We start from the raw sequence: 24,554 nt of genomic DNA on the forward strand, positions 1-24,554 counted from the left end.
AAGGATTTGCTTTCATTTTGGAAGGGAATCTCCTATATTCACAGGCATTTCCATTTATTATGTGTGAAAACGGTTTAAATCATTACTTTTCAACTAATTTTTAGAAAAGAAGTCAATAATATGAGAAATAGGCTGGAAATTTTCTGAATATGTAGTATACTAATTGTAACAAAACGTTCACAAATTATTCTTTTTTTCGCCATAATTGAAAGCGTTTACTAAAGAACGGAGGAATAGAAATGGATGTATTTCTAGTGTATCTTTTTATTGCAACGGCAACTCCACTTTTTCTTTGGGTCGAACATCGTAAATGGGCAGTTCTCCATATCCCGTTTGTTATAGCATTATGGGCAGCATTCATTTATTATGTTGCGGTTCCAGAACTCGGTGGTTGGGGACATGTAACATTGTGGAGCCTGTTTGTGGCAAATCTTGCATTCGCCCACATCGGAGCCTTTATGCTGTATGCTGTACCTTTTATCCAAAAGCAAAGAAAGAAAAAGTCAATTACAATAAAAAACGTATAGTCTAAGTCTGATCCAATCAATGGGTCAGGCTTTTTTTTGTTTTCTTTCAATTAATTGGATTATTTATATAAATATTGAAACAAAACCAAACGTGCATTCGTTACATAGGTGAGAGGTTTAATGGAAGGAAGAAGGAACGTGAGGAAAATGAAAACATGATCGAGAGAGCAAAGAGCGGGAATTTAAACGGTTATAGTAAATTAATTCGTAGTTATTCTCCCATCGTTGAACGATTTGCCTATCAGATGGGTTACTCTGGTGCTGACATTCCGGACGTCACCTTGGAAGTGTTTATTCAAGTGTACCGGTTCATAGACGGCTTTTCTTACGCACAGTTCACGACATGACATTGTCCAGATAAAGGGGGTATTTACCCTGTTTTAATAATGATCGTTATTGGGTAGCATAACTAATGAGAAAGCGATTATAGATGGTCCTCTGGATATAGGTTAGGGAAGGGAAAAAATATCTCTTTGCCGAATTCCTCATTCTATGATATAATCTACAATTGCGTGTAAAGACGAAAAATAATATATATATTAGGAGTGTTACCATGACTACAAAATTCGATACAGGAACTGTTGTAACAGGTAAAGTTACAGGCATTCAACCATACGGTGCATTTGTTGCACTTGACGAAGAAACTCAAGGATTAGTTCATATTTCTGAAATTACTCACGGCTTTGTTAAAGACGTAAGTGAGCACCTTTCAGTAGGCGACGAAGTAAAGGTTAAAGTATTATCAGTGGACGAAGCAGCTGGCAAAATCAGCCTTTCTATCCGTGCTACAGAAGAAGCTCCAGCTCCACAAGCAAAACCGGCAGCAGCGAAAAAACCTCGCCGTCAAGGAAGTGTGAAACAAGCAACTGAAGAAACTACACCTGCAGGTTTCAACACTCTTAAAGACAAGCTTGAAGAGTGGATTGAAAAATCAGAACGTGAAGATCTAATCAAAAAATAATCGATTTTATCAGAAGACTGCCTTTCGTGAGAAGGGTAGTCTTTTTTTGGTCATAGGTAATCACAGAACCTCCATCCTAATATGAGAATAAATAGAGGATTTGGTCCTGAATGATAGAATATAGATTATATAGAAATAAAGAAAACCAAGGGGGCAGGTGGAACAAATTGAAAGAGAAAATAAGTAATTTACTAACAGGAAGTCCATGCAATCATGTTCTTTATTCTTATCATGATCGAAAGCGTTATTTAGAAAATGCGATGGCTTATATTCTCGAAGGAATCGAAACCGGTGATTCCGTTGTGTTGATCGAGAATGAGAGGAACCTTAATGAGTTGCTGAACCGACTAAATGACCTTTTAACCAGTAAGCAGTTAAAGAAAATCCATGTTATTAGCAATTTTGACTTTTATCAATCTAGTGGAAGCTATCATCCACCAGCCATATATGAACAATTAACAAAGAGCATTAATCCTTTCTTAGAAAACGATATTTCGTTCCGCTCGTGGACAAATGTTGAATGGGGAAGACTGGAGGATCCGGCTCCAATCATCGAGTGGTTTGAAAAAGAAACGGATAAAGCAGTTCATGAACATAACCTGACCATAGTTTGTGCGTATGAGGCAGCGCGGATGCCAGATCATCTGGAGGAGGCTTTAAAGAAAAGCCATGGCCACGTTATGTCGGATGAAGATATCGTTCCGTCAACTGTGTACAGTTAAGGTGTATAAATAAAAAGACGATAACCCTATGATTAGGAGGTTATCGTCTTTTTTGTTTAGAAACAGGCCATTAGCAACAGGAAAGAAAAAAGTCATAAATTAACGAAAAATATAGAATTTTTGAATAATATACTTGTCCGTACTTCGTGAATGACATATAATGAGAAATGGAAGCGCTTCATTCTATGGTAAATACATAAATATATAGGAGGATTTAGATGCTCTATAATAATCCGAATACTGAAGGTTCATTGGTACAATTTAAAGACAAATATGAGAATTTCATCGGTGGGGAATATGTGCCGCCGGCAAGTGGGGAGTATTTTGAGAATGTATCCCCTGTAACGGGTAAGGTATTCACAAAAATCGCCCGCTCAAATAAAGATGATGTTGAAAAGGCACTGGATGCTGCACATGCAGCGAAGGACGCGTGGGGGAAAACCTCAGTAGCCGAAAGATCAAATATCTTAAATAAAATTGCAGATCGTATAGAAGAAAATCTGGAAATGCTGGCTGTAGCTGAAACGTGGGATAATGGAAAGCCTGTCCGTGAAACAATGGCGGCAGACTTACCACTCGCGGTTGATCACTTCCGTTACTTTGCAGGGTGCATCAGGGGTCAGGAAGGATCTCTTGGAGAAATTGATAATGATACCGTTTCTTATCACTTCCATGAGCCGATTGGGGTTGTTGCCCAAATCATTCCTTGGAACTTCCCAATTCTGATGGGGGTATGGAAGATTGCTCCTGCCCTTGCAGCAGGAAACTGTGTTGTATTGAAGCCTGCAGAGCAAACACCGGCTTCGATTATGGTTCTAGTTGAACTGATTAAAGACCTATTGCCTAAAGGCGTACTGAATGTGGTACAAGGATTTGGAGTAGAAGCAGGGAAGCCGCTTGCACAAAGTAAGCGTGTTGGTAAGGTAGCCTTCACAGGTGAAACGACAACAGGTCGCCTGATTATGCAATATGCTTCACAAAACATTATCCCTGTCACATTAGAGCTTGGTGGTAAATCACCTAATATCTTCTTTGAAGATGTTATGGATCAAGATGATGATTTCCTTGATAAAGCAGTGGAAGGTTTCGTGATGTTTGCACTTAATCAAGGAGAAGTTTGTACATGTCCTTCAAGAGCGCTAATCCAGGAATCGATATACGATAAGTTCATGGAGCGTGCGATCGAACGCGTGAAACAAATCAAACAAGGGAATCCATTAGATACAGATACAATGCTTGGCGCCCAAGCTTCTCAAGAGCAATTGGATAAGATTCTTTCCTATATCGAGATTGGGAAAGAAGAAGGTGCAGAATTACTGATTGGTGGCGAACAAAATACACTTGACGGAGATCAGGAATCTGGATTCTATGTGAAACCGACCGTATTTAAAGGGAATAATAAAATGCGCATTTTCCAGGAAGAAATCTTTGGGCCGGTTGTTTCTGTCACAACGTTCAAGACAAAAGAAGAAGCCCTTGAAATCGCCAATGATACCCTTTATGGACTTGGAGCAGGTGTATGGACACGTGACATGAATACGGCTTACCGTTTCGGAAGAGAGATTCAAGCGGGACGCGTATGGACTAACTGTTATCACCAATACCCGGCACATGCGGCATTCGGTGGATACAAAATGTCCGGTATCGGTCGTGAAAATCATAAAATGATGCTATCACACTATCAACAAACGAAAAATTTACTAGTTAGCTATAGTCCTAAAGCGTTAGGGTTCTTCTAAAATGGAACAGCGACTAGAGGCGACAGAACAAGCTCTTCAACTGATTGAAACCTTAAAGGGAAAGCACGGAGCCCTTTTGTTTCATCAGTCTGGTGGATGTTGTGATGGCAGTTCTCCTATGTGTTTAAGTCAAGATGATTTGATCATCGGTGACAGTGATGTATTAGTAGGTACTGTAGCCGACTGTCCTTTTTACATGAATGAACAGCAATATGAGTACTGGAAGCATTTCAGGATCATATTGGATGTAAGGAAAGGAAGGGGAGGAGTGTTCTCTTTGGAATCAACAGAAGGCGTACGCTTTATCACCGATTCTAAATTGATCAAATCTTAAATGTGAGTGTTGTGAAACTACTCTTCCAATAGCGATAATAATTGAGAGAGACAACTCATTTATATGAGTTGTCTCTCTCAATTTGTATAGATGGGTACTGGGCTATGGGTTTGGTGAAGGTTTGCTGATGAATGGGCTGGTGCTCTTTTTTTGTGGAAAATCCCCATTAAGTGCACGCTCAGCAATTATGCCTGACATACACCAAACCCTAACCCGACCGCACAAAAAACCACTTCCCTAAAAGAAAGTGGCCCCGTCTCAATCAAAATGAATGTCGCTCGATGCCGTATTTTCGTATTCTATACTGAAGATTCTGCCGGCTCATTCCAAGTGATTTAGCTGTCTTGGTGATATTAAACTCATGGTATCTTAGCGCCTTCTGAATATAATAAGTTTCGGCTTCTTCGATAAAAAGTTCGAGTGGCTTGATTTCAGTTCCGGATTGGTAGAGGAATTCAGATTCGTCCTGACTTTCTTCTCCCCCAGCAGTATGCTGGATTCTCTGCCTGAATCCGAATGGAAGATGGTTAAAGCCAATCTTCTCTTCAAACCCAACCAGGTTAAAGGCTCCTTCGATGACATGTTCAAGCTCCCGTACATTTCCGGGCCAGTCATACAGGTGGAAAATCTCACTCACTTCATCCGAAATCCCTGCAATATTCATAGCAATGTGGTGGTTGAACTGCTCAATGAAATATTTCACAAGCTCAGGCAAATCTTCCTTTCTCGAACGGAGGGAAGGTGTAAAGATCGACACAATGCTTAGCTTGTAATAGAGATCCTTCAATAACCGCCCTTCTGCAATGGCGTCGATCGGATCTTCGTTCACCGTAGCCATGATCCGTACATCATATGGAAGGTCCGTCCCTTGTGCGAATAAGTTTAACAATTTCTCCTGAAGGGAAGGGGTTAATGAGTTGATTTCATCGAGAAGCAGTGTTCCTCCTTGTGCTTGTTGGAATAGGGAGGGACGGTGGTCCTCTGGAATTGAATCATGGAATAACATCTCTTCAAGCATGTCATCTCGCATGGAAGAACAATTCTGGGTGATGAAGGGACGGTTGGCACGGGCACTGTCGTTATGGATGCTTTGGGCGAAGAGCTCCTTCCCTGTACCGATTTCCCCACAAATTAACACTGGGGAAGAGGTTCTTGCTGCCCGTTTTCCCGTCTCGACGGCGTCCTTTAGACGGGGGTGATGTCCGATTATGCTTTCAAAAGTGAAGAAGCTGCTCGGACGTTTATGTATTTGATCTCTCATCACTTTTTCTAGTTTGGTGATGTCCCTTGCAATCTCGATCGCTCCAATTAACATATCATCGTAGAAAATCGGGAAGGTGTCGTTCATCGTCGTGATTTCGATACCATTCATATTAAAATAAGTTTGTTTTACATTGAGGGTGGGCTCTCTTGTATTCAGAACCTTAAGCAAGGTACTTTCTTCTTCTGAATGGAATTGGAAAACATCCAGTAAATTTTTATCCAGGACGTCTTCGATTTCCATCCCTTCGATCTCCCGCATTTTACGATTATAAATGATGGTTCTTCCGGTAGAATCGATGACATGAACGCCTGATTCGAGATGTTCAGCGACTTTTTCGTACATATACAAACGTTTTTCCGCTTCATGCATGCAGTCTCTCTCCTCTTTATTTATGAACTCATTACCTCTGAATCTTACTGCAAAATATATCGTCTAGCGCTTTTATTCCTACACAAAGCCCCGTCCATTTATAGATACTTAGAAGATAAGGTTGCTGCCAAAAGCGCAATAAAAGTGGAATTATAAAAAATTTTGAAAAAACTCTTGAAAAATGCAACTATCTTTTGCATTATTATAAGTGTAAGGGTTTTCTAAATGCAAATTTTTTTTGCGTATCTGTTAATGAACCTCATCACACCGAGGATGCAAGCAATTACAACATCAGAAACACTATAAGAGTAGAAACGGGAGGAGTCTTTGTAAACAGGTCCTCCCTCCTTGTATATAACCATTTAATCTTTTTTATATTATGTTAGGAGGAAATATTCATGGCAGTAAGTACTCATTCGATTATTGAACAGACCGAAAAATATGGTGCTAAAAATTATCATCCACTACCGATCGTCATTTCAGAGGCGGAGGGTGTGTGGGTCAAGGATCCTGAAGGCAATAAGTATATGGATATGCTCAGCGCATACTCTGCAGTCAACCAAGGACATCGTCATCCAAAGATCATCCAGGCGTTGAAGGATCAGGCGGACCGTGTGACACTGACGTCACGTGCCTTCCATAATGATCAATTGGCTCCTTGGTATGAGAAGATTTGTAAGATGACGGGTAAAGACATGGCACTTCCAATGAACACCGGTGCAGAAGCCGTAGAAACGGCAATCAAGACAGCTCGTCGCTGGGCATATGACGTGAAGGGTGTGGCAGAAAATAGTGCAGAAATCATCGCTTGTAATGGGAATTTCCACGGGAGAACTATGACAGCTGTTTCCCTTTCTTCAGAAGAAGAATATAAGCGTGGATTTGGACCAATGCTTCCAGGAATCAACTTAATTCCTTACGGTGACCTAGAAGCATTAAAAGGAGCGATCACTCCAAATACGGCTGCCTTCCTTATTGAACCGATCCAAGGGGAAGCGGGAATCGTATTCCCTCCTAAAGGATTCATGAAAGCGGCTTATGAACTGTGTAAAGAAAACAACGTCCTGTTTATCGCGGATGAAATCCAGGCAGGACTTGCCCGCTCAGGGAAAATGTTTGCATGTGAGTGGGAAGATGTTGATCCGGATATGTACATTTTAGGGAAAGCACTTGGAGGGGGAGTATTCCCGATATCATGTGTTGTGGCAGGTGAAGAAGTGCTTGGCGTGTTCAATCCTGGATCTCATGGCTCTACTTTCGGAGGGAACCCAATGGCATGTGCAGTATCCGTTGCGTCCCTTGATGTATTGATCGATGAAGATCTTGCGGGTCGTTCCCTTCAAATGGGAGAATACTTTATGAGTAAACTTCGTGAGATTGATAATCCTATGATTAAGGAAGTCCGTGGCAGCGGATTATTTATCGGAGTGGAATTGAAAGAACCTGCTCGTAAATACTGTGAACAGCTGAAAGAAGAAGGACTGCTTTGCAAGGAAACGCACGATACTGTGATTCGCTTTGCTCCACCACTTGTCATCTCACAAGAAGAACTTGATTGGGCAATTGAGAGAATCAAAAAAGTTCTTTCTTAAGCCTAAACGTGCTAAGAAGTTTTTTTCGGAAAACTGCCTGAAACATGGCGGAAAATAAAAATTATTTCTTTTCCAACTCAATGGTTTAAGATACGGTAATATGTTACAATTACAACGTTTCAGATCACATAATAAAGAGGCGAATGTTTACAATGGGAGAAAACCTTAATCTGTTTACTTCTACACAGCATGTCATCAATGATGCTTTATCAAAGCTAGGATATTCTGAAGAAATGTATGAACTTCTGAAAGAACCGATTCGTATGTTGACCGTTCGTATCCCGGTTCGAATGGACGATGGCAGTATCAACGTATTTACTGGATATCGCGCGCAGCATAACGATGCAGTGGGTCCTACCAAGGGCGGCGTACGTTTCCATCCTGAAGTAGATGAAGAGGAAGTAAAGGCTTTATCTATGTGGATGAGCTTGAAATGCGGTATTGTCGATTTACCATACGGTGGAGGGAAAGGCGGGATCATCTGTGATCCAAGAACCATGTCCTTCACTGAACTTGAAAAATTGAGTCGCGGTTACGTTCGTGCTATCAGTCAAATTGTTGGGCCAACAAAGGATATCCCGGCACCTGATGTGTACACAAACTCTCAAATCATGGCTTGGATGATGGATGAATACAGCCGTCTTCGTGAAAATGACTCACCAGGATTCATTACAGGAAAGCCGATTGTCCTTGGAGGTTCTCAAGGTCGTGAAAAGGCGACAGCACAAGGTGTGACGATTTGTATCGAACAAGCAGCAAAGAAGCGTGGCATCGAAATTAAAGGTGCACGTGTCGTCATTCAAGGTTTTGGAAACGCGGGAAGTTTCTTAGCGAAATTCATGCATGATGCCGGCGCAAAGGTTATCGCCATTTCCGATGCCCAAGGTGCACTTCATGATCCTGCTGGTCTGGATATTGATTACTTGTTAGACCGTCGAGATAGCTTTGGGACAGTAACGACTTTATTTGAAAACACTATTTCAAATAAAGAATTATTGGAGCTTGAGTGTGACATCCTTGTGCCTGCAGCGATTTCAAATCAGATCACGGAAGAGAATGTCTATGATATAAAAGCATCCATTGTGGTAGAAGCTGCAAACGGTCCTACTACCTTTGAAGCAACGCGAATTCTTTCTGAAAGAGGAATCCTGCTTGTCCCGGACGTTCTTGCAAGTGCCGGTGGAGTAACGGTTTCTTACTTCGAATGGGTTCAGAACAATCAGGGGTACTATTGGACAGAAGAAGAAGTAAATAAGAAGCTTTATGCTAAACTTGTCGAAGCTTTCAACAATGTCTATGAAACATCTCAGAATCGTCGAGTGAATATGCGACTAGCCGCATACATGGTCGGCGCACGCAAAATGGCTGAAGCCTCGAGATTTAGAGGTTGGGTGTAACGATCGCATGAATAAAGAACGTATTCTCATTTTTTTGAGAGTACGTTCTTTTTTGCCATTAAAGGAATTTAGGCATAAATGTAGAAATGAGTAGAAAGTGATTGTTTTGGATAAGATCATTGAAATTGACAAAACAGCTAACATCACCGTACGATATTTATGTTCCTATGTTTAAACGATTAAACATTAAAGATTCGGAGGGATACATATGACGACTGACCTGTTAGTAGAGGATGCTTCACTTGAAGCGGTAGAATCTACCCTCAAACAGCAAAAGGAATTTTACAAGTCCGGGGTGACCCGTCCCATTCAATATCGAAAAGAGTTACTAGAGAAGTTCTCAACCGTTATAAAGAATCATGAAGCAGAGATCATTGATGCACTAAAGAAAGATTTAAATAAATCCGAGATGGAATCGTATGCGACCGAAATTGGCATTCTTCTTGAGGAGATTCGCTTTGTACAGAAGCATATCGACGAATGGGCAGAACCAAAAAAGGTGAAAACGGCGAAAACACATATTGGATCGAAGGCTTATTCCGTACCTGAACCTTATGGAGCCACATTAATCATAGCACCATGGAACTATCCGATTCAGCTCGCACTTGCTCCTGTTATCGGGGCAATCGCAGCGGGAAATACAGCCATTATTAAACCGTCTGAACTGACCCCTGCCACTTCAGCATTATTAGCGAATATGATGAATGCTCATTTTGATCCAAGGCAGCTTTTCGTCATGGAAGGGGGAGTGGAAACGACCCAACATCTTCTCAAGCAGCCTTTTGATTATATCTTTTTCACTGGAAGCGTACCTGTCGGAAAGGTGGTGATGGAAGCAGCTGCGAAGCAACTGATCCCCGTCACCCTTGAACTTGGCGGGAAAAGTCCGTGTATTGTAGATGAAACAGCCGATATCCCTCTATCAGCCAAGCGCATCGCTTTCGGGAAAGTGACAAATGCAGGACAAACATGCATCGCACCTGACTACTTGTTTATTCACAAAAGCAAGAAAGATGAATTCATTTCCGAATTTAAGAAAACCGTCATTGAGTTTTACGGAACAGAGCCTCTGAAAAGTGATAAATTTGGACGTATTGTAAATGAACGCCATTTCAATCGTTTAACAGGTTATCTAGAAGACGGAGAAATCCTTTTAGGGGGCAATGTGGACCCAGCGAGCCTAAAAATCGAACCGACTCTAATGGAACCGAGAGACTTTACAGTAGCTGTCATGCAGGATGAAATATTCGGTCCCATTTTCCCTGTCATTGAATATGAGGACCTTGATGAAGTCATTGAATTTGTAACAGAGAGGCCAAAACCACTTGCCCTCTACCTGTTTACAAGTGATCCGTTGGCAGAAGAGAAAATCAACGGTTCCATTTCATACGGTGGAGGATGCGTAAATGATACCCTCATGCACATTGTAACTCCTTATCTTCCTTTCGGAGGAGTAGGGGCAAGCGGGATCGGAAATTACCACGGGGAATCAAGCTTTTCAACCTTCTCCCATTACAAAAGCATCTTAAAGCAGACAACGAAATTCGATATGAGCTTCCGCTATCCAAGTGGAAGATTTGGTATGCAGATCATTAAGAAGTTATTGAAATAAGAAAGGTGACCCAGTGAATGGGTCACCTTTCTTGCTTCAGTATCAGGAGTCGGTTTGAACTCCCGCACCTTGAATGGGTAAAGAATTTTATCGTGTTGGTTCAGTGTGCGGTTCTCTCTCAAGTTCTTCCGTTGGTTTAAACAACAGTCCAAGATTGATGAGACCGGCAATCCCTACTAATCCATAAATGATTCGGGATAAGGCTGCATCTTGACCACCAAAGATGGCTGCAACAAGATCGAATTGAAAGAAGCCGATTAGGCCCCAGTTTACAGCACCTATAATTGTAAGAACTAAAGCAATACGCTGAATACCACTCATGTTGTTTTCCTCCTTATTCAATGGCTCATTTATAAGTTTCCCATGGAGCATATTCTTATTCGAATGGATAAAAGGAAAATTTCCTTGTGCAAGTTCTTTGCAATTTGGGGATGATATATTCGATAATAGAAAATGTGGTTAAAACATTTTGGGTGACGAAATAATTGCGGCCCTTACAAAATACAAGGAGGTAACAAATAATGAATGACTTTACTTTTTACAATCCGACCAAATTAATCTTTGGTAAAGGGCAAGTAGAACAATTGAAAGAATTGGTACCTCAATATGGTAAAAAAGTGCTCGTCGTTTATGGCGGAGGAAGTATCAAGCGTAATGGTCTTTATGATCAAGTCATGTCTGTTTTGAAAGAGATTGACACTGAAGTATTCGAACTTTCAGGAGTTGAACCTAATCCACGCCTTTCTACAGTTAGACGAGGGGTAGAAATAAGCAAAGAAAACAATATCGACTTTATATTAGCTGTTGGTGGCGGTAGTGTGATCGACTGTACGAAAGCCATCGCTGCTGGTGCAAAATACGACGGGGACGCTTGGGATCTTGTGACGAAGAAGGCTTTTGCGAGAGAAGCCCTTCCGTTCGGAACTGTTCTTACATTAGCTGCAACCGGATCTGAAATGAACGCAGGATCTGTTATCACCAATGGGAAACAAATGAAAAATATGGCTGGGGAAGCCCGGTGACATTCCCTCAATTCTCCATTCTTGATCCTGAAAACACTTTCACTGTACCGAAAAACCATACAATCTACGGAATGGTTGATATGATGAGTCACGTGTTTGAACAGTATTTCAATAACGCGACAAACACGCCGCTTCAGGACCGTATGTGTGAATCTGTTCTTACAACAGTAATTGAAACGGCTCCTAAGTTGATCGATGATCTAGAAAACTACGAGCTGCGGGAGACGATTCTGTACTCTGGAACAATCGCACTGAATGGTATGCTGCAAATGGGCTACAACGGTGACTGGGCAAGTCATAACATTGAACATGCCGTATCAGCTGTGTATGACATCCCACATGCAGGAGGACTCGCGATTCTCTTCCCTAACTGGATGAAGCATAACCTGAAAGTGAATCCTTCACGATTCGCTCAGCTAGCTGAACGAGTGTTCCATGTGGATACTGCCGGTAAGTCAGAAGAAGAAGTGGCACTGGAAGGAATCGAAAAACTCCGTGAGTTCTGGACAAGCATCGGAGCTCCAACTCGCTTAGCGGATTATGATATCGACGACAGCAAGCTCGACCTTATGGCGGACAAAGCTGTGATCAATGGCGAGTTCGGTAACTTTAATAAACTGAACAAAGATGACGTTCTAGCAATTCTAAGAGCATCACTATAATATATGGGGAGGGACGGACCTTGAAGAAGGTCCGTCCCTCTTTTTGGTTTTCCTGCTGATTATTAGGGGAATATAATGTAGAGAGAGCACGTAATAAAATTTATTTACAATGCAGACGCTTACATAAAGGGAGCTTTCTTGATTCTCGAGTCAGCTTTCGATAAAGTGAGATAGAAGAAAATAATTTTAATCGGAGGATGGTTATGACACACATTCGTTTTGATTATTCAAAAGCGTTATCGTTTTTTGGAGAACACGAACTTACATATTTAAGTGATGCCGTTAAGGTTGCTCATCACTCGTTACATGAACAAACAGGTGCAGGAAACGACTTCTTAGGATGGATCGACCTTCCTGTTGATTATGACAAAGAAGAATTTTCAAGGATTCAAAAATCTGCAGAAAAAATTAAAAGTGATTCAGACATACTTTTAGTCATCGGAATCGGTGGATCTTACCTTGGAGCACGTGCAGCAATCGAAATGCTGAACCATAGCTTCTATAATGCTCTTCCAAAAGAAAAGCGATCAACACCGCAAGTATTATTTGTTGGACAAAACATCAGCTCCACGTATATGAAAGACTTAATGGATCTTCTTGATGGAAAGGATTTCTCCATCAATGTGATTTCTAAGTCAGGTACAACGACTGAACCAGCGCTTGCTTTCCGTATTTTCCGCAACATGCTTGAAGAAAAATACGGTGCAAAAGAGGCCCGTAAACGCATTTATGCTACAACAGATAAATCCAAAGGGGCCCTTAAAACATTGGCAACTGACGAAGGTTATGAAACATTTGTCGTTCCGGATGATATCGGTGGACGTTATTCTGTACTAACAGCCGTAGGATTGCTTCCGATTGCCGTCAGCGGAGTTGAAATCGACACAATGATGAACGGTGCTGCACAGGCCCGCGAAGATTTCGGTAATTCTGAGCTAGCTGAAAATCCTGCTTATCAATATGCGGCAGTTCGTAACGCTCTTTACAATAAAGGAAAAACAATCGAAATGCTCATTAACTATGAGCCTGGCTTACAGTACTTCTCCGAATGGTGGAAGCAGTTGTTTGGAGAAAGTGAAGGAAAAGACCAAAAAGGGATTTATCCTTCCTCTGCAAATTTCTCTACCGACCTCCATTCTCTTGGGCAATATGTTCAAGAGGGACGCCGTGACATTTTTGAAACAGTCATCAAGGTTTCAGAGCCCCGTCACGAGCTGACAATAGAGAAGGCAGATAGTGACCTGGACGGCTTGAACTATTTGGCTGGTGAAACAGTTGATTTTGTAAACAATAAAGCGTTTGAAGGTACATTGCTAGCTCACACAGATGGAGGCGTTCCAAACTTAATCGTTGAGATTCCGGCAATGGATGCTTATACATTCGGCTACCTCGTGTACTTCTTCGAGAAAGCGTGTGCGATGAGTGGATACTTGCTAGGTGTAAATCCATTTGATCAGCCAGGAGTGGAAGCCTACAAAGTAAATATGTTCGCACTTCTTGGTAAACCTGGATTTGAAGAGAAGAAAGCTGAGCTTGAGAAACGTCTTAAATAAATGCTCATTTCGTAAAGCGTTGCTTTCTAACATGATAGATGCCAAGGTGTTGTCAATGAATGTGAGCTTTAGAGATGCGTAAAAAGCAGAGCATACTAATGACAAAATAACGCAACGAAAGAGACATTAATTTTCTGTTCAATCTAAATTGGATTACTTGACACTTTGAACAATGTTGTTTCTATTCTTTTATATTGTTTAAGGAAAACATGCTTAGTTGATTGGAGCGGAAGGTGCTCGACTCCTGTGGGAATAGCGGGAAAGTTGAGACCCCACAGGGCTTTAGCCCGAGGAGGCTCAACTCACGCCCCGCGGAAAGCGAGCACCTGCAGCGGAAATCACCACACACAATTAAAAAGTGAAAATAGTCTAAATAAAAAAGGAGCACTGAGAAAAATCTCAGTGCTCTTTTACATTTTTCTTTTCTTTTAGGAGAAGCTATCCCTAAAAGAAAGGGGATGCATCCACATGATTGAGCTTTCATCGAGTATTGAAGGACAGCATTATCAACTATATAAACTTGAGCAGCTATTAAAGCCGCTTGGCTATTCGATAGGCGGTAATTGGGAGTATGATCACGGTTATTTCGATTATAAAATAGATGATGAGGTTGGGTATCAATTCTTGAGAGTGCCGTTTACGTCAGTAGACGGTCAACTGGATTCAAGAGGAGCCACCGTTGAATTCGGTAAGCCGTTCCTTCTCGCTCATAAATATCAGATTGGCTTAGACGATTTTGCCACAACCGGTAGCTTTTCAGGTTCAGTCAATCAATTCTCGGAACCACAGGACCCTGATGCAACCGTGCCTGATGAGTATATCGCCGTTGGAAAGGAACTTGTGAAAGAACTTGAGAACACGTTGTTTTCTAGTTAGAAATGACGAGCAGCTCGTCTGATTCTTCTACGATTGTTGTTAAAGGAGGATTCACAGTTGTGTTTTCTCCTTTTTTTATGCCTAAAAGGATGACGTTGTTCTTTAGAAGATGTGTGCTTAACGAGTGGAAGTTTTCTTTGATATATTCACTTGAAACTGGAATCAGTTTGAGATTATTTCCTTTCAGGTGGTTTAATAGCTTTAAAATCGTTTTAGACATCCCTTGAGAAATGATACTGTTCATCATCACATAGCTTGTTTGCATATTCGTTTGGATGACTTCGTCAGCTCCTGCACGCTTCGCATTTGCCACTTGATCCTTCTGAAGAATTTCAACGACTGTATATAATTCCGGATGGTTTCCTTTAATGGCAAGAAGGGTTAAGACGGAATTCATATCCGAAGTTACCTCATCTTTATTCTGATCTGCGGTAATGATGGCGATCGACGCTTCATGAAGATTGACTTTCTTCAGGATCGCATCCCTAAAGGGAGTGCCTCTAACGAAGTGGATGTGATTATTATTATATGGATTCATTTGAAGCGTTTCATCGACCAAAATGATATCGCATTGGGATTGAAGAGATGTCAGTTGGTTGATTACTTCCCGAGTCCGCTCATTCCAGCCTACAATGACCACATGTTCTTTCCCTTTAAAGGATGCTTTCCCTTCCAGGTACGCATTTTGTGTCATGACGGTTGTTGTTGCTAATGTGACAAAATAAGTAGAAAGGAAGCCTGCACCTGCAAGGATGAGGACAATCCCAATCAATCGTCCTTCGAAGGATAGTGGAACAAAATCCCCATATCCTACCGTGGAAGTCGTGATGACGGCCCACCAAATCCCATCAAATAGAGTGGGGAAGGTATTAGGTTCTAATAAATGAATGATCGTACCAAAGAAAAGCATCAGCGTAATGGCGATCATAAATATTCGTATGACTATAGGCCAGCGCAAAAAACCATGAAACATTTGCTGTACCATTCTACCAGCTCCTTTTTCATCTGCACTGACCATTATTTCCTATTCACGTTCGTCTCATAACTAGCTAAGCCATTCTTTCTTTAATAAGCTGTACATATATGCATCATATGTGTGTTCATTCTGAAGAATATATGCTCTCAGTAATCCCTCTTGCTTGAACCCAAGTTTTTCGACGACCCTTGAAGAAGCTTTATTATACGGGACGATCACAGCCCCTATCCGGTTCATTTCTTTTTCCGTAAATAAATGGGTGAGGAGTGGGGAGAGTGCCTCGCCCATGATGCCTTTCCCCCAATGCCCGGACTCTAGGTCATATCCAATTTCGCACCGTTTGTAGGCTTTGGATATGCCGTGGAACCCACATGTTCCGATTATTCTTTCCGACTGTTTCTTCACAATTGCCCAGCGCATGGGGCCGCCGTTTTCTAAGTGCTTTTCATAGTTTTCCACCATGCTTACGGCAACTTCTTTGGAATTGATCGGACTCATACCAAAATAGCGAAGAACCTCCTCGGACGTATAAAGATCATAAAGAAAATCCACATCTCCCATTGTGAGCTGTCTTAGAACGAGTCTATCTGTTTCAAATACTGGATATTTTTCCATAATTATCAACTCCTTTGTACATGAAAGTATATCATGTGTGAGGCGTAGAGGGGCGGAGAAAGTTTCATGGTATCTTCCACTTTTGCTTTTGGCTTGGTCATATCTTCTCCTTATAATTGGGTCAAAGACAGATAGAAAAAAATCCAACACCTTGGTGACTGAACTCCAAGAGAAGGCGGAAATCGAAAATCATTTGTAAGACCCATGCCATATTGGAAGTGTACTAAAAATGCCTCTGTAAATGGATACAGGGGCATTTGGGTCATATAGCTATACTTGGGTAGATAGTGATGATTCTTCTATGTTCAAGAGAAGGGAACGATCTAAATGAGACGCGGATCTTTGACCGGAAAGAGCTAAAGTTAAATCGGTATCCGCAAGTAGATTTCGGATCACTTCTTTTACTCCTTGTTCGCCACCAAGGGTCAATCCGTACATATAAGGTCTTCCTATGAGAACGGAGCTTGCTCCAAGAGCTAATGCTTTCACAACATCGGCACCCCGTCTGATTCCACTGTCAAAAAGCACAGGAATTCGACCATCTACAGCGTTACACACCATCGGTAATGAATCGAGAGCCCCGAGGGAGCCGTCAACCTGCCTGCCTCCATGATTAGAAACAATGACTCCGTCCATACCGTGATCAATGGCAAGCTTTGCGTCATCAGGGTGGAGGATACCTTTTAGAAGAATTGGCAAAGTTGTATGTTCTTTCAGGAAGTTCAAGTCATCCCACGTAAGGCGTGCATTTCCGAACACCTTGGACCAGAGGGAAGCTGCAGCTTTCATGTCAACCTCAGGAGGATCTTTCAGTTTTGATCGAAATACAGGATCGCTCACGTAATTCCCGACGCCTTCTCCTGATAGAAAAGGTAGATAGGCATTCTCAAGGTCATTTTCACGCCATGCCATCATCGGTGCATCTAGGGTAACGACGATGGCTGTGTACCCGGAGACTTCAGCCCTGCGGAGCATACTGGCTGCAATATCCCTGTCGCTGCTCCAATAAAGTTGGAACCACCTTGGTGAGTTTCCCATGACAGTGGCGACTTCTTCCATCGAGTAAGTAGAGGCAGAGCTTGCAATGAAGGGAACATTCATGGATGATGCTGCCCTTGCAGACGCCAGCTCCCCATCAGGGTGGACGATTGATTGCACTCCAATGGGAGCGAGCATAAGGGGGGAGGAATAGGTTTCCCCAAATAGAGTCACCTTAAGGTCACGATGTTCCACGTTATTCAGCATCCGGGGAACAATCTGCCATCGATCGAGGGCATTTCTGTTGGCGCGCATTGTCTCTTCACCGCCGGCACCTCCCGCTACATAATAATAGGGGCCATCCTCAAGCTTTTCCCGTGCCTTTTGTTCAAGCTCTTCAAAGCGGAATGGTATGGAGGGACGGACCTTCCCCTGGTAGATTTCATTCTGGACATGGTTTCCGTACTGAGTCATTTTATTCGTCTCCTCTCTATTTTTGCTGGGACAGGTGCAAATGAGAAAAAGGAAGCATATGTATTCGGCGAGCTATCCCTTTATAAGAAAATGGTACTTTTAGTATTCAGAAAAGTCAATTTATTAATATTGAAAAGAAGAACCGATCATTCTTGTTTGTTCATTTTGAAGCATGGACTGATAAGTGGAGACGATTCCTCTTAATGCATTGTAGTGATCGACAGTCGTCCATACATTGTCACTGAATCGATGAACCGCCCACCATCTCCACGTATTTTTATTGATCGTATCTTTCCACACATTTTCGATTTCCGATAATTGTTGTTTCGTTTTCATATGAAAAACTCAACAGAAAAAAGGCGTCCTTATTTTAATAAGGACGCCTTTTTCATAAGTATGGAGCATAGCGGGATCGAACCGCTGACCTTTTGGCTGCCAGAGATATACACTCAATAAATGGGAGTAAAAAGAGATAAAATAAGTAATTTTAGAGGGGTTTAGTCGGGGAAAATGTAGTGTTTTGGAAGATATATTAAATAAGAAAACTGAAAAAAATAATTCTGTGCAATTTTGGGCAATTTGCTTTTTAGAGTGAAGAGGTGGTCTCTCTTACACATTGCGATTAAAAGTTAAAAGGGAAAGCTGATACTATTACTAAATATTATAGTCGAGATTGTGTACTAATTAAAAAATAAATTAAGAAGGTGATGTTATGAGTCAACCAAATGATGAAAGGTCAAAAAAAAGTAGACAAGAGGACCTTGAATTTTATGTAGCAAAAGCTAAAAAAATTTTAAGGGAACAATCTCCTGAAGAAATGGCAGCAAGAGCTAGTGAATTGAGAAAGCAAGAAAAGAAGAGATTAGCTTTCATCAAAGAGATCCAAACAAGACGCTTACAGAAGATACAAACTGAGAAGGCTGCCAAATCAAAAGTGAAATTTTTTGGGCTGGGTTGGTGGTTTTTTAAGTAGGTACGATATAAATAAGAAGTGCAACTAGTTGATACTAGTTGCCAAGTAGGATGGTGTTACTTTGAAAGGTGATTCTAATTATACATTGAAGAAAGATGTTGTGCAATTAAAAGTGTGAATTTTCAAGAAATAACTTGGTATTAATTAGTTCTGTAAAATATCATTGCCCAATAGTATTTTAAAGAAATATGGATTGTTAGGGAATAACACTCCATAAGAAATTTGAATGAGGTGATTTTGTTGACTAATGAATATTGGAAAAAAGGAATTGGTCAAGAAATGTATTACTACGACTCTAATATAGAAATGGATATTTTAATCCATAGAAGCGAAAAACAACTCCAAACATTGATTAGGATAGGTAAACTTACCAAGGAAGAGATGAAGTGGGTTATTGGCTTACCGGATGAAATCTTTGACATTATTTATAATCGTAATCTCCCTTAACAAGACCAGTCAGAATAGGGATAATGCATAGAGCACCTCCAAGTGGAATCTAGCTTCCACTTGGAGGTGCTCTATAATTCTAAAACTTTATACTTCGCTTTTTGGATATTTAAGTATCACTAATAAGTCTACCGTTGCCAATCGTCGTCTCTCAAAGTAATCTAAATTCATTTCTTGAAGGAGTATTTGGAACTCCAGCTGATGCAATCCTTCAAAACGAATGACAAATATAGAAATTTCTAAGATATAGTTTTTAAACGAAAAGAGAATATATGTACAAAGACAATCATAAACCTCTTATGGTAAGAGGTGATTAGAATGCAAAAGCAACATACTGTATTTATTACTTTATTTTTGTTTTATCTATTCGTGTTGTTGGTAGTGAGCTTTGTAGGATTGGGATTTGGAATGAACCATTTGAGGATGATTAATTACGAGGGGGTAAATAATAATTTTGTTCCCTTGAATACTCTGAGTGGATACGTTTCTAATATCGACCACTATAACTTTGATACTTGGTTTTACAATACTTTTGGGATAGTTATCTTATTTATGCCATTTGGTTTCCTTCTTCCAAAAGTTTTCTCTAACTTAAATACATTAAAAAATGTTTTATATTTTGCACTGGCTCTGAGTATGTGTATTGAATTTTTTCAATTTCTAACTAAAAAAGGAGTATTAGATGTAGATGATGTGATATTAAACATAGTAGGAGCTGCCTTAGGATACCTGATCTTCAAGATTCAGATAAAAAGTAAATTTTAGGTTATCCATATAAGGGGGCTTATCCGGAAAAAGGATAAGCTTCTTTTTAGTTTGAAGTTTTTCTTGAGTAAGCTGCTCGATTTTGAAATAATTGGTTATGAATAAGGACTTATTCTATCTGGAGGTCAGAAATGGAGAAGCCCAATAAAAAAGATTCTTTTAAAATTCAAAATAAATATAGACAAAAACTCAAAAGAAAAAATAATAAAAAATTTGAAGTAATAATTCTAGCTATCATTTTCTTAACAATAATAATAGTAAAATGGCTTGACTAGATAAAACGAAACCCAATTCATCCAGCTAATTGTCTTGTTCTTTATTGAGGGAGGTTAATTGAATAATTCGAAACTTAAATAATTGGCTTCGTCTAATTAGTAAAGTGTTGTTTTAGGATAAGGTGAGGAGGAGGAATTTTGATGAGTGTCTTGAGAGTGGGAGTAAATATACTAATTCCATTTCTAATATTATTCTTGGCTTTCGCTACTTGGATGGGCTATATCGCTGAAAATATAAGGGATTACTATAATTTAAAATGGATTGCGATTTTAATACTGGTAGCAGGATACATTCTACAATTTTATAAGAAAACATTTGGGTTAATGATTGTAGGGTTAAGTATCCTTAGTTGGTTCTTGTTACAATTCCATTGTTCAAGTAGAGGGCAGGCTAACAGGAGAAGTGAATAAGATAGTAAAAAATCACTTGTAATAAAATAAGATATTTTCATAAAAAATACCTTATTTGAATAAGAATAGATGATAAAAGAAAATGTAAAGTATTTCAATATCCAAGGATATTCAAACCCATAGTCATATTACACAATAGAGCTTGAGTATAGAATTTTCGTTGTGTAAGAGTATATATTTTTTAATTGTTATTCATTTATTTGTTGAAAGAATAGACTGCATATCATATGGGGGTTATGATTTGAAGAATAGGTCTTTCCTTGTAATACTTTCTATTTTAGTTTGTGTGATCGCATATTGTTTGATTTTCCAAAGAGACTTAACCATATCGAGCAATAATAAAGAACAACCTTTTGTTGCTAAAGAGGTATCACCAGGAAGTAAGAGTTCCTATAATCTTTCATTGAAGATGGATAAAGATGAAAAGGTTAGTGTGGAAGCAAAAATTGATATTACCAATATATCTGAAGAAAAATGGGATAGGCTTGTTTTATATTTCATTCCGAATATATTCACAAAAGAGAATTCACCTTCGTTAGATCATCCGGCATCTGTAATTATTAAAGATATCAAGTTAAATGGAACAACTTCAAATTACTCCTTAGAAAAAGACACCCTAACCCTCCCCTTAAAATCACCACTGTCTCCGAATCACAATATCAATGTTCAAATAAACTATGATTTTACAATGCCATCAGAGGGATTAAGATTTACAAAAGTCGGAGAAAGCCTTCACCTGGCCCAATGGTATCCTATGGTACCAACATATCGCAACGGGTGGAATAAACAAGAGTATCAATCAAGAGGTGAAACCTATCATACTCCCTTTAGTGATTTTCAATTGGATGTAGAAGTCCCGCCTTCTTATTCCATAGTATCATCAAGTGAAGAAGATGACTTACTTAATAACCAAGGGACAAAAATCAAAGTGAAAAATGAAAAAGAGATTTTCCTTGCTTTACTAAAAGATACCTTGGTTATTGATAAGACAACGACTATAAATAACGTGAATGTGCGTGTATTCAGTGATAAAGAAAGAGCTGATCAAGCAAATGAAGTGCTAGAAACTGCGGTAAAAGCTCTGGACTATTTTCAAAAAGAATTCGGATCTTATACTGATAAGGAGTTTGATTTAATACTTGGTGGGCTTGGGATGGAGTACCCAAATGTAGTAACTGTGGGATCCATTTATAGCTCTAAACCAGTAGACTCAGAGTCATTAAGACGTATGGTTGTTCACGAGGTAGCACATCAGTGGTTCTATGGGATGGTTAGTAATGACCCTTATAACGATGCTTGGCTAGATGAGGGTCTAGCAGAAATTTCCACGCTTTTGTATTACGTTGATGATGAAGAGGAAGACGTTACTTTTGATGTTGGAAATCATTTTAGAGAAGAACTTAGTCTCCCCGTTAATCTTCCTTTAAACCGATACACTAGCGGTAATCAAAGTTCTTATATTTATGGAAAAGCATCTATGGGACTAAGAATGCTTTTTGAGAAGTATGGAGGAGAAGGAACAGCTAAGAACTTCCTCAAAACATACGTTGAGGAGTACAAGTTCAAGGAAATTGACACCAACGAGTTTGTAAGGTTTACTAAGCATTATTTTAACTTAGAGAATAATAAAGATTTTGAAGGATGGCTGGATTTGAATGAAGAATAAACTTTTTTTGTTTGTTCCTTTTTAGGAGTGTCACTGAACAAATGGCACCCTTTGCTCAATTAAAGGGGCAGGATAATGGAATAAGGTTGGAAAAATTCACAAATTAAATTGAGAAAATCCCCTATTCGGTGTGAAATTACACTATAGGAGGGGGATTATGGAGTTTTTTTCACTTTTGATTTATCAAATTTTTATAATGTTGTTATTGGTAATTGTTTTCGGGTTGATTTTCTACAAATTTTATAAGCGATTAAACTTAACTTATCCTTTATTTGTTAGTGTATTAGCAGCATTAACATTTTTACTTATTTTTAATGTTGAAAACTTGTTGTCTTTAATTGCATTTTTATCAAACATATTATTTTCGATTATCTTGTACCTTGTTGTTATAAATTGGCAAAAGAATAAATGACTTTTCAACTATCTGGGCAATAACTGAAGATCAGCTAATTGATTCGGCTATTGCCCTTCTTCAATTATCGGGGCAGTTTAGCTGAAGATGAAACAGCAGTATTAAATACTGAACAAAAGGTTTACCTCATTTTTAAACAAACTGATTTGTATAATTATTAGGGAGAGTTATTTAAAAGTATGAGAAATAAAAGAAGAGTAATAAGCACTATATTTTTTATAATAGTTTTGACAGCTGCTGTTCTTATGTATAATTTGCTGTCTGAAAGTTCAACATTCGCTGTGGTTACAGTCTTGGAAAAAGACCGTTCTGAAGAAAAGGGTGAAGGATATATTATCGTAGCACCACCAAATGCTGATGTATCTAAAAAGTATTTGGAGGAAGAAAAGTCAAAAATATTCATAAAAGAAACAATGGTATGGAATTTAATTGAAAATGGTAAAACATATGTGGTAACTTACGAAACTAAAAGAAATGGTGTGAGCATCTTAAAAGAGATAGAAAATGCAGATAAATAATTCAGACTTGCCGCTTTTCAACAAACGGGCAGGTTAACGGAAGAAGGCTTATTGCGTAATAATGATAAGATAATTTAAAAAGGATTATAAAGGGGAGATATTATGTGGATTTTTGCACTACTAATTGTTGTAGGTGTTGGGACAATTGTAGGATTTTTGAAAGAACAATCTAAACAGAATAAAAGAATTATTGAACTACTTGAAGAGATAAATCAAAACAAATAATTAATCAATTAAGCTGGACGTTTGCTAAACAAGCAGCCGCCCCTTGCTCAAGTAAAGGAGCAGGTTAGTTTAATAAGAAAATGTCGTGGGGAGGGATTTAAATGGTAAAGATTATATCTTTTTTTATCTCAGTATTGGTTACACAGTTAATCGCAATCATTATGTGGGGAGAACACGTTTGGTTATACAAGTTTGCTAATGGTGGAGTTGGTGGTTCTCCTGTGGGACAAATTCAACCAATATTATGGGTGATATTGGTTATAGAAGCAATCCTGTTTATTTTCTTAGCCGTCGATTATAAAAGGAAAACGAATAAGTGATTTATTGCTAACGGGTGCGAATTTCTAACAAGGTATTCGTCTTACTTTGTTGAAGTAACGGAGCAGGTTTGTAAAAAAATATGTATATATTACGTGATAGAACTCACCAAAGAATTAGGGGGTATTTATATATGGGAGAGACTTTTAAGCAGAAAGATGGAAAGAAAATACTGTTAATAATAAGTTGGATTTCGGCATTTTTTCCTTATCTATTTAGTCCAATTGTATTTGGACCCATTGCTTTTTTTCTGGGTTTAGTTCTTAAAAGAGATTATGAAGTAGGAAACCAAGGAAAGATAATTATGGTCTTGGGAGTCGTTAATACAATAGGCGGAATTATATTTACAAATTGGGTAGTAAGTAATCTTGGATTTTAAGAGTTTATTGCTTTCATCTTCAAGTAAAGGGGGCTTTAATGGAACAAGAAGTTCATAAAAAAAACTGATCCATTTGGACCTGTTTTTTGCTGTTAAATACACTGTTATTTATACTTCTCTGAGTTGGTTTTCATTTGTAAAATTCACAATATTCCTTCTGAATGAATGCCATTAGGATCTTCAACGATTAACTTCATTGAAATATAATACTCTTTGATCATCATAGTCATCGTAATACCTACAAAATATCATTCGTAAAAAAGAACAGAGAGGCTCACCATACAATAATGTGTCTCATTTGATCTACATCCTAGTCTAATGATTTGAAGGTTTTTTCTATAAACTTTTAAACGTTTGTAGAGACTTGTGAACGCTAAACTAAAGTTAACACTTTTTGCTCATTAAAAATGAACACATTATATCACCTTCACTAGACCTTCGGTATACTACTATTATTGGAGCATCTAGGGAGGCCAACGGAGTGAAAAAGTG

At 39.3% G+C, this 24,554-nt stretch carries 27 protein-coding genes and 1 pseudogene; 22 read left to right on the forward strand and 6 right to left on the reverse strand.

The window, feature by feature from the left end:
• The first annotated feature begins 239 nt into the window (after positions 1-239).
• The 6 genes from FGG79_RS16945 to FGG79_RS16970 all read left to right on the forward strand — a co-directional run bounded on the left by FGG79_RS16945 (position 240) and on the right by FGG79_RS16970 (position 4,283).
• Positions 240-527, forward strand: coding sequence for a spore morphogenesis/germination protein YwcE (locus FGG79_RS16945; RefSeq protein ID WP_138780488.1), 288 nt, complete (start codon positions 240-242; stop codon positions 525-527).
• A 155-nt stretch (positions 528-682) separates the two neighbouring features.
• A complete protein-coding gene (locus FGG79_RS16950; RefSeq protein ID WP_138780490.1) occupies positions 683-874 on the forward strand; it encodes an RNA polymerase sigma factor in 192 nt (63 codons plus the stop codon).
• 206 nt (positions 875-1,080) lie between these two features.
• Entirely contained in the window at positions 1,081-1,488 is a 408-nt protein-coding gene (yugI, locus tag FGG79_RS16955; RefSeq protein ID WP_138780492.1) for a S1 domain-containing post-transcriptional regulator GSP13, read from the forward strand.
• Between the two features lie 167 nt (positions 1,489-1,655).
• The gene (locus FGG79_RS16960; RefSeq protein WP_171050982.1) at positions 1,656-2,210 is read left to right on the forward strand and encodes an MEDS domain-containing protein; all 555 of its coding nucleotides are present in this window, start codon (positions 1,656-1,658) and stop codon (positions 2,208-2,210) included.
• Between the two features lie 218 nt (positions 2,211-2,428).
• The gene (gene adh / locus FGG79_RS16965) at positions 2,429-3,949 is read left to right on the forward strand and encodes an aldehyde dehydrogenase (RefSeq protein WP_138780496.1); all 1,521 of its coding nucleotides are present in this window, start codon (positions 2,429-2,431) and stop codon (positions 3,947-3,949) included.
• Between the two features lies 1 nt (position 3,950).
• Entirely contained in the window at positions 3,951-4,283 is a 333-nt protein-coding gene (locus FGG79_RS16970; protein WP_138780498.1) for a DUF779 domain-containing protein, read from the forward strand.
• Between the two features lie 262 nt (positions 4,284-4,545).
• On the opposite strand, the gene FGG79_RS16975 is transcribed toward FGG79_RS16970, so the two are convergent.
• Entirely contained in the window at positions 4,546-5,916 is a 1,371-nt protein-coding gene (locus tag FGG79_RS16975; RefSeq protein WP_138780500.1) for a sigma-54 interaction domain-containing protein, read from the reverse strand.
• A 398-nt stretch (positions 5,917-6,314) separates the two neighbouring features.
• On the opposite strand from FGG79_RS16975, the gene FGG79_RS16980 reads away from it, so the two are divergent.
• The 3 genes from FGG79_RS16980 (at position 6,315) to FGG79_RS16990 (ending at position 10,517) form a co-directional block, all read left to right on the forward strand.
• Complete coding sequence (locus FGG79_RS16980; protein ID WP_138780502.1) at positions 6,315-7,508, forward strand: ornithine--oxo-acid transaminase; 1,194 nt, start codon at positions 6,315-6,317, stop codon at positions 7,506-7,508.
• Positions 7,509-7,660: 152 nt separating this feature from the next.
• Positions 7,661-8,905, forward strand: coding sequence for a Glu/Leu/Phe/Val family dehydrogenase (locus tag FGG79_RS16985; protein WP_138780571.1), 1,245 nt, complete (start codon positions 7,661-7,663; stop codon positions 8,903-8,905).
• A 208-nt stretch (positions 8,906-9,113) separates the two neighbouring features.
• Complete coding sequence (locus FGG79_RS16990) at positions 9,114-10,517, forward strand: aldehyde dehydrogenase (RefSeq protein WP_138780504.1); 1,404 nt, start codon at positions 9,114-9,116, stop codon at positions 10,515-10,517.
• A gap of 87 nt (positions 10,518-10,604) precedes the next feature.
• Here FGG79_RS16990 and FGG79_RS16995 read toward each other — a convergent pair whose 3' ends face one another.
• Positions 10,605-10,838 (reverse strand): DUF378 domain-containing protein, encoded by a 234-nt coding sequence (locus FGG79_RS16995; protein ID WP_138780506.1) that lies wholly within the window; start codon positions 10,836-10,838, stop codon positions 10,605-10,607.
• A 200-nt stretch (positions 10,839-11,038) separates the two neighbouring features.
• Between FGG79_RS16995 and FGG79_RS17000 the strand changes: the two are divergent.
• From FGG79_RS17000 to FGG79_RS17010, 3 genes and pseudogenes are all read left to right on the forward strand, one after another.
• Positions 11,039-12,201: pseudogene (locus FGG79_RS17000) on the forward strand (iron-containing alcohol dehydrogenase).
• A gap of 203 nt (positions 12,202-12,404) precedes the next feature.
• The gene (locus tag FGG79_RS17005) at positions 12,405-13,754 is read left to right on the forward strand and encodes a glucose-6-phosphate isomerase (RefSeq protein WP_138780508.1); all 1,350 of its coding nucleotides are present in this window, start codon (positions 12,405-12,407) and stop codon (positions 13,752-13,754) included.
• 468 nt (positions 13,755-14,222) lie between these two features.
• Entirely contained in the window at positions 14,223-14,630 is a 408-nt protein-coding gene (locus FGG79_RS17010) for a YugN-like family protein (RefSeq protein ID WP_138780511.1), read from the forward strand.
• Here FGG79_RS17010 and FGG79_RS17015 read toward each other — a convergent pair.
• From FGG79_RS17015 to FGG79_RS17030, 4 genes are all read right to left on the reverse strand, one after another.
• Positions 14,623-15,615, reverse strand: a complete 993-nt coding sequence (locus FGG79_RS17015) for a potassium channel family protein (protein WP_138780512.1) — start codon at positions 15,613-15,615, stop codon at positions 14,623-14,625. The genes FGG79_RS17010 and FGG79_RS17015 overlap by 8 nt on opposite strands.
• Positions 15,616-15,675: 60 nt before the next feature.
• On the reverse strand, positions 15,676-16,221 hold the full coding sequence (locus FGG79_RS17020) for a GNAT family N-acetyltransferase (protein WP_138780514.1): 546 nt from the start codon (positions 16,219-16,221) through the stop codon (positions 15,676-15,678).
• 270 nt (positions 16,222-16,491) lie between these two features.
• The gene (locus FGG79_RS17025) at positions 16,492-17,673 is read right to left on the reverse strand and encodes a lactate 2-monooxygenase (RefSeq protein ID WP_138780516.1); all 1,182 of its coding nucleotides are present in this window, start codon (positions 17,671-17,673) and stop codon (positions 16,492-16,494) included.
• 123 nt (positions 17,674-17,796) lie between these two features.
• Complete coding sequence (locus FGG79_RS17030) at positions 17,797-18,009, reverse strand: hypothetical protein (protein ID WP_138780518.1); 213 nt, start codon at positions 18,007-18,009, stop codon at positions 17,797-17,799.
• Positions 18,010-18,385: 376 nt separating this feature from the next.
• On the opposite strand from FGG79_RS17030, the gene FGG79_RS17035 reads away from it, so the two are divergent.
• The 10 genes from FGG79_RS17035 (at position 18,386) to FGG79_RS17070 (ending at position 24,062) form a co-directional block, all read left to right on the forward strand.
• Positions 18,386-18,646 carry a hypothetical protein gene (locus tag FGG79_RS17035; RefSeq protein WP_138780520.1) on the forward strand — a complete coding sequence of 87 codons (261 nt, stop codon included), beginning with the start codon at positions 18,386-18,388 and terminating at the stop codon, positions 18,644-18,646.
• A gap of 240 nt (positions 18,647-18,886) precedes the next feature.
• A complete protein-coding gene (locus FGG79_RS17040) occupies positions 18,887-19,093 on the forward strand; it encodes a hypothetical protein (RefSeq protein WP_138780522.1) in 207 nt (68 codons plus the stop codon).
• 318 nt (positions 19,094-19,411) lie between these two features.
• Complete coding sequence (locus tag FGG79_RS17045; protein ID WP_138780523.1) at positions 19,412-19,858, forward strand: VanZ family protein; 447 nt, start codon at positions 19,412-19,414, stop codon at positions 19,856-19,858.
• Between the two features lie 131 nt (positions 19,859-19,989).
• Positions 19,990-20,133: a hypothetical protein gene (locus FGG79_RS21900; protein ID WP_171050983.1), complete on the forward strand. Its 144-nt coding sequence runs from the start codon at positions 19,990-19,992 to the stop codon at positions 20,131-20,133.
• Positions 20,134-20,274: 141 nt separating this feature from the next.
• Positions 20,275-20,544, forward strand: a complete 270-nt coding sequence (locus FGG79_RS17050; protein ID WP_138780525.1) for a hypothetical protein — start codon at positions 20,275-20,277, stop codon at positions 20,542-20,544.
• A 241-nt stretch (positions 20,545-20,785) separates the two neighbouring features.
• Complete coding sequence (locus tag FGG79_RS17055; protein WP_138780527.1) at positions 20,786-22,210, forward strand: M1 family metallopeptidase; 1,425 nt, start codon at positions 20,786-20,788, stop codon at positions 22,208-22,210.
• A gap of 591 nt (positions 22,211-22,801) precedes the next feature.
• Positions 22,802-23,140, forward strand: a complete 339-nt coding sequence (locus FGG79_RS17060) for a hypothetical protein (RefSeq protein WP_171050984.1) — start codon at positions 22,802-22,804, stop codon at positions 23,138-23,140.
• Between the two features lie 102 nt (positions 23,141-23,242).
• Entirely contained in the window at positions 23,243-23,365 is a 123-nt protein-coding gene (locus FGG79_RS22315) for a hypothetical protein (RefSeq protein ID WP_263627553.1), read from the forward strand.
• Positions 23,366-23,466: 101 nt separating this feature from the next.
• Positions 23,467-23,685 carry a hypothetical protein gene (locus tag FGG79_RS17065; RefSeq protein ID WP_138780531.1) on the forward strand — a complete coding sequence of 73 codons (219 nt, stop codon included), beginning with the start codon at positions 23,467-23,469 and terminating at the stop codon, positions 23,683-23,685.
• Positions 23,686-23,816: 131 nt separating this feature from the next.
• Positions 23,817-24,062, forward strand: a complete 246-nt coding sequence (locus FGG79_RS17070; RefSeq protein ID WP_138780533.1) for a hypothetical protein — start codon at positions 23,817-23,819, stop codon at positions 24,060-24,062.
• Positions 24,063-24,554: the final 492 nt, after the last annotated feature.

Source organism: Bacillus sp. BHET2 (genome assembly GCF_005938125.1).
Lineage (GTDB): Bacteria > Bacillota > Bacilli > Bacillales > Bacillaceae_B > Rossellomorea.

What these genes read in the sequence shown, in the direction of transcription:
- FGG79_RS16945 (WP_138780488.1), top strand. Translation starts at nt 240, where the DNA reads ATGGATGTATTTCTAGTGTATCTTTTTATTGCAACGGCAACTCCACTT.
- FGG79_RS16950 (WP_138780490.1), top strand. Translation starts at nt 683, where the DNA reads ATGATCGAGAGAGCAAAGAGCGGGAATTTAAACGGTTATAGTAAATTA.
- yugI (WP_138780492.1), top strand. Translation starts at nt 1,081, where the DNA reads ATGACTACAAAATTCGATACAGGAACTGTTGTAACAGGTAAAGTTACA.
- adh (WP_138780496.1), top strand. Translation starts at nt 2,429, where the DNA reads ATGCTCTATAATAATCCGAATACTGAAGGTTCATTGGTACAATTTAAA.
- FGG79_RS16970 (WP_138780498.1), top strand. Translation starts at nt 3,951, where the DNA reads ATGGAACAGCGACTAGAGGCGACAGAACAAGCTCTTCAACTGATTGAA.
- FGG79_RS16975 (WP_138780500.1), bottom strand. Translation starts at nt 5,916, where the DNA reads ATGCATGAAGCGGAAAAACGTTTGTATATGTACGAAAAAGTCGCTGAA.
- FGG79_RS16980 (WP_138780502.1), top strand. Translation starts at nt 6,315, where the DNA reads ATGGCAGTAAGTACTCATTCGATTATTGAACAGACCGAAAAATATGGT.
- FGG79_RS16985 (WP_138780571.1), top strand. Translation starts at nt 7,661, where the DNA reads ATGGGAGAAAACCTTAATCTGTTTACTTCTACACAGCATGTCATCAAT.
- FGG79_RS16990 (WP_138780504.1), top strand. Translation starts at nt 9,114, where the DNA reads ATGACGACTGACCTGTTAGTAGAGGATGCTTCACTTGAAGCGGTAGAA.
- FGG79_RS16995 (WP_138780506.1), bottom strand. Translation starts at nt 10,838, where the DNA reads ATGAGTGGTATTCAGCGTATTGCTTTAGTTCTTACAATTATAGGTGCT.
- FGG79_RS17005 (WP_138780508.1), top strand. Translation starts at nt 12,405, where the DNA reads ATGACACACATTCGTTTTGATTATTCAAAAGCGTTATCGTTTTTTGGA.
- FGG79_RS17010 (WP_138780511.1), top strand. Translation starts at nt 14,223, where the DNA reads ATGATTGAGCTTTCATCGAGTATTGAAGGACAGCATTATCAACTATAT.
- FGG79_RS17015 (WP_138780512.1), bottom strand. Translation starts at nt 15,615, where the DNA reads ATGGTACAGCAAATGTTTCATGGTTTTTTGCGCTGGCCTATAGTCATA.
- FGG79_RS17020 (WP_138780514.1), bottom strand. Translation starts at nt 16,221, where the DNA reads ATGGAAAAATATCCAGTATTTGAAACAGATAGACTCGTTCTAAGACAG.
- FGG79_RS17025 (WP_138780516.1), bottom strand. Translation starts at nt 17,673, where the DNA reads ATGACTCAGTACGGAAACCATGTCCAGAATGAAATCTACCAGGGGAAG.
- FGG79_RS17030 (WP_138780518.1), bottom strand. Translation starts at nt 18,009, where the DNA reads ATGAAAACGAAACAACAATTATCGGAAATCGAAAATGTGTGGAAAGAT.
- FGG79_RS17035 (WP_138780520.1), top strand. Translation starts at nt 18,386, where the DNA reads ATGAGTCAACCAAATGATGAAAGGTCAAAAAAAAGTAGACAAGAGGAC.
- FGG79_RS17045 (WP_138780523.1), top strand. Translation starts at nt 19,412, where the DNA reads ATGCAAAAGCAACATACTGTATTTATTACTTTATTTTTGTTTTATCTA.
- FGG79_RS21900 (WP_171050983.1), top strand. Translation starts at nt 19,990, where the DNA reads ATGGAGAAGCCCAATAAAAAAGATTCTTTTAAAATTCAAAATAAATAT.
- FGG79_RS17050 (WP_138780525.1), top strand. Translation starts at nt 20,275, where the DNA reads ATGAGTGTCTTGAGAGTGGGAGTAAATATACTAATTCCATTTCTAATA.
- FGG79_RS17060 (WP_171050984.1), top strand. Translation starts at nt 22,802, where the DNA reads ATGAGAAATAAAAGAAGAGTAATAAGCACTATATTTTTTATAATAGTT.
- FGG79_RS22315 (WP_263627553.1), top strand. Translation starts at nt 23,243, where the DNA reads ATGTGGATTTTTGCACTACTAATTGTTGTAGGTGTTGGGACAATTGTA.
- FGG79_RS17065 (WP_138780531.1), top strand. Translation starts at nt 23,467, where the DNA reads ATGGTAAAGATTATATCTTTTTTTATCTCAGTATTGGTTACACAGTTA.
- FGG79_RS17070 (WP_138780533.1), top strand. Translation starts at nt 23,817, where the DNA reads ATGGGAGAGACTTTTAAGCAGAAAGATGGAAAGAAAATACTGTTAATA.